Annotated in this window: 3 protein-coding genes; 1 reads left to right on the top strand and 2 read right to left on the bottom strand. The window is 71.1% G+C overall.

Features of this window, described 5'->3' with window-relative positions; translation table 11 throughout:
* The coding region (locus tag ACIKT0_RS16465; RefSeq protein ID WP_407106464.1) for an SRPBCC family protein at positions 1-453 on the bottom strand (453 nt) is incomplete at its 3' end.
* 136 nt (positions 454-589) lie between these two features.
* On the opposite strand from ACIKT0_RS16465, the gene ACIKT0_RS16460 reads away from it, so the two are divergent.
* Positions 590-1,279: a fumarylacetoacetate hydrolase family protein gene (locus tag ACIKT0_RS16460; RefSeq protein WP_407106463.1), complete on the top strand. Its 690-nt coding sequence runs from the start codon at positions 590-592 to the stop codon at positions 1,277-1,279.
* A gap of 50 nt (positions 1,280-1,329) precedes the next feature.
* Here ACIKT0_RS16460 and murA read toward each other — a convergent pair whose 3' ends face one another.
* Positions 1,330-2,619: a UDP-N-acetylglucosamine 1-carboxyvinyltransferase gene (murA, locus tag ACIKT0_RS16455; protein ID WP_407106462.1), complete on the bottom strand. Its 1,290-nt coding sequence runs from the start codon at positions 2,617-2,619 to the stop codon at positions 1,330-1,332.
* Positions 2,620-2,805: the final 186 nt, after the last annotated feature.

The raw sequence follows: 2,805 nt of genomic DNA, 5'->3' as shown, positions 1-2,805 counted from the left end.
CGCGGCCACGGGCGCCTGCGCGAGCCGCTCCGCCAGCCGCTCGAAGAAGGTCTCGGCGGTCTTGCGCGCAAAGCCCGTCACCAGCCGTGCGCCGAGCTGCGAAATCTTGCCGGTGAGATCGGCCTGCGCGGCGTAGCTCACGACGGTCTCGCCGGCCTCTTCCTTCAGCGTCACCTCGGCCCGTCCCTTGGCCGAGCCCGCCGCGCCGCCGTCGCCCTCGCCCTGAAGCGTGAAACGCTCCGGAGCGGTCACGTCGGAGCGGGTGACCGAGCCGGCGAAATCCCCCTTGATCGGCCCGATCTTCGCCGACGCCGCGCCCTCGAAGACGTCCTCGGAGCTCCTCTCCAGCCGCTCGCAGCCCGGCAGGCAGTCCCTCAGGATCGCCGGATCGTTGAGCGCCGCCCAGACTGTGGCGCGCGGCGCCGGGAGGCGGTGGGAGCCTGAAATGTCCATGAGACCGTCGTGTCTGGCCGCGGGAGCGCCTGTTCTAGGGCGCGCCCCCGATCCCGGTCCAGTGGGGGCGCGAAGATCATGGCTTTGCGACGCGCCGCAGCCGCCGCATGGTGCGAGCGGAATCGGGAGCCCAACCATGCCGTCTTACGTGTTTCCCCCGCCTCAGCAGCCCGCCGTCGCGGTGCTGGGAACCTCTTCGCTGTTCCCCGCCCGGCGAGTCTATTGCGTCGGGCGGAACTACGCCGCTCACGCCGTCGAGATGGGCCACGACCCGGACCGGGAGCCGCCGTTCTTCTTCATGAAGACCCCGGACGCGCTGCTGCCGGACGGAGGGACCTTTCCCTACCCGACCGAGACGTCGGACGTGCACCACGAGATCGAGATGGTCGTGGCGCTGGAGAAAGGCGGGCGGGACGTCCCCGAAGCGGAAGCGCTGAACCTCGTCTTCGGCTACGGCGTCGGGATCGACTTCACGCGGCGCGATCTGCAGGCGGAGGCGAAGAAGCTCGCGCGGCCCTGGGAGGTCGGCAAGGCCTTTGACCACGCCGCGCCCTGCGGGCCGCTCGCCCGCGCGTCCGAGATCGGCCATCCGGCGAAGGGCGCCGTGACGCTCGACGTCAATGACGAGCGCCGCCAGACCGGTGACCTCGACCAGCTGATCTGGACCGTCCCGGAGATGATCGCCTATCTGTCGCGGCTGTTCGAGCTGGCGCCCGGCGACCTGATCTTCACCGGGACGCCTGCGGGCGTCGGCCCGGTCGCGCGCGGCGACCGGCTGCACGGCCAGGTCGAGGGCGTCGGCGAGCTACGCGTGACGGTCGGCTGAGACGACGCAGGCGCGTCGCCGGATCGCGCTCCGGCGACGCGCCGTTGCGGTTAGCTCGATAACCGCTCGATGGTCGCGCCGCAGCGTGAGAGCTTGGCCTCGAGCCGCTCGAAGCCGCGGTCGAGGTGGTAGACGCGGTTGACGATCGTCTCACCTTCGGCCGCAAGTCCAGCGATCACCAGCGACACCGACGCCCTGAGGTCGGTGGCCATCACGGGCGCGCCGGTCAGCTTCTCGACGCCCTCGATGACGGCGGTGTCGCCGTCGAGATGGATTTTGGCGCCGAGGCGGACGAGCTCCTGCACGTGCATGAAGCGGTTCTCGAAGATCGTCTCGGTGATCGACGAGGAGCCCTTGGCCTGAGCCGTGAGCGCCATCAGCTGCGCCTGCAGGTCGGTCGGGAAGCCCGGGAACGGCGCGGTGGTGACCCGCACCGGAGCGACGCCATGGCCGTTGCGGGCGACCCGGACGCCTTCATTGGTGGTCGAGATCTGGGCGCCGGCCTCGACCAGAACGTCGAAGGCGGACTCCAGAAGATCGTGCCGCGCGCCCTCGAGCACGACGTCGCCGCCGGCCATCGCGACCGCGATCGCGTAGGTGCCGGTCTCGATCCGGTCAGGCAGCACCCGGTGACGGGCGGCGCCGAGCGAGCCGACGCCCTCGATGCGGATCACGGAACCGCCGGCGCCTTCGATCTTCGCGCCCATCTTGATCAGGCAGTCGGCCAGATCCACGATCTCGGGCTCGCGCGCCGCGTTCTCGATCACGGTCTCGCCGCGCGCCAGCGCCGCGGCCATCAGCACGACATGGGTCGCGCCGACCGAGACTTTCGGGAAGTCGACGCGGCCGCCGACGAGTCCCTTCGGGGCCTTGGCCAGCACATAGCCGCGGTCGATCTCGATCTCGGCGCCGAGCGCCCGGAGGCCCGACAGGAAGAAGTCGACCGGCCGCGTGCCGATCGCGCAGCCGCCGGGCAGCGAGACCTTCGCCTCGCCCATTCGGGCCAGCAGCGGGCCGAGCACCCAGAAGCTCGCCCGCATCCGGGAGACGAGATCATAGGGGGCGGTGGTGTCGACGATCTCGCGCGCGGTGAGGCGCACCGTGTCGCCGGTGAATTCATCCTGCGCCGGCCGCTTGCCCTCGACCGTGACCTCGGCGCCGTGATTGCCGAGGATGCGCTTGAGCAGAGCGACGTCGGCGAGCCGCGGGACGTTCTCGAGCGTCAGCGTCTCGGGCGTCAGCAGGCTCGCGATCATCAGCGGCAAGGCCGCGTTCTTGGCGCCGGAGATCGGGATGCGGCCGAACAGCGGCGCGCCGCCGACAATGCGGATGCGGTCCATGGAGCCTCCTCGGGGGCGGCGCGACGACCAGTCAGACGCGGCCAGTTTCCTGCAGCCGGGGGGCAGCCGCGGGTATCGCGGTCTAGCTTATGCGCGGCTGGCGCACAACGCGGCGCGCCCCGATCAGGTCGCGGAGCCGCCCTGCGGATCCGGCCGCTCCCGCTTGGCCCGCTCCGGGGCCTTCCG

Source organism: Hansschlegelia beijingensis, from assembly GCF_045505405.1.
GTDB classification, from domain to species: Bacteria; Pseudomonadota; Alphaproteobacteria; order Rhizobiales; family Methylopilaceae; genus Methylopila; species Methylopila beijingensis_A.
This window is presented reverse-complemented; position numbering and strand designations above follow the sequence as displayed.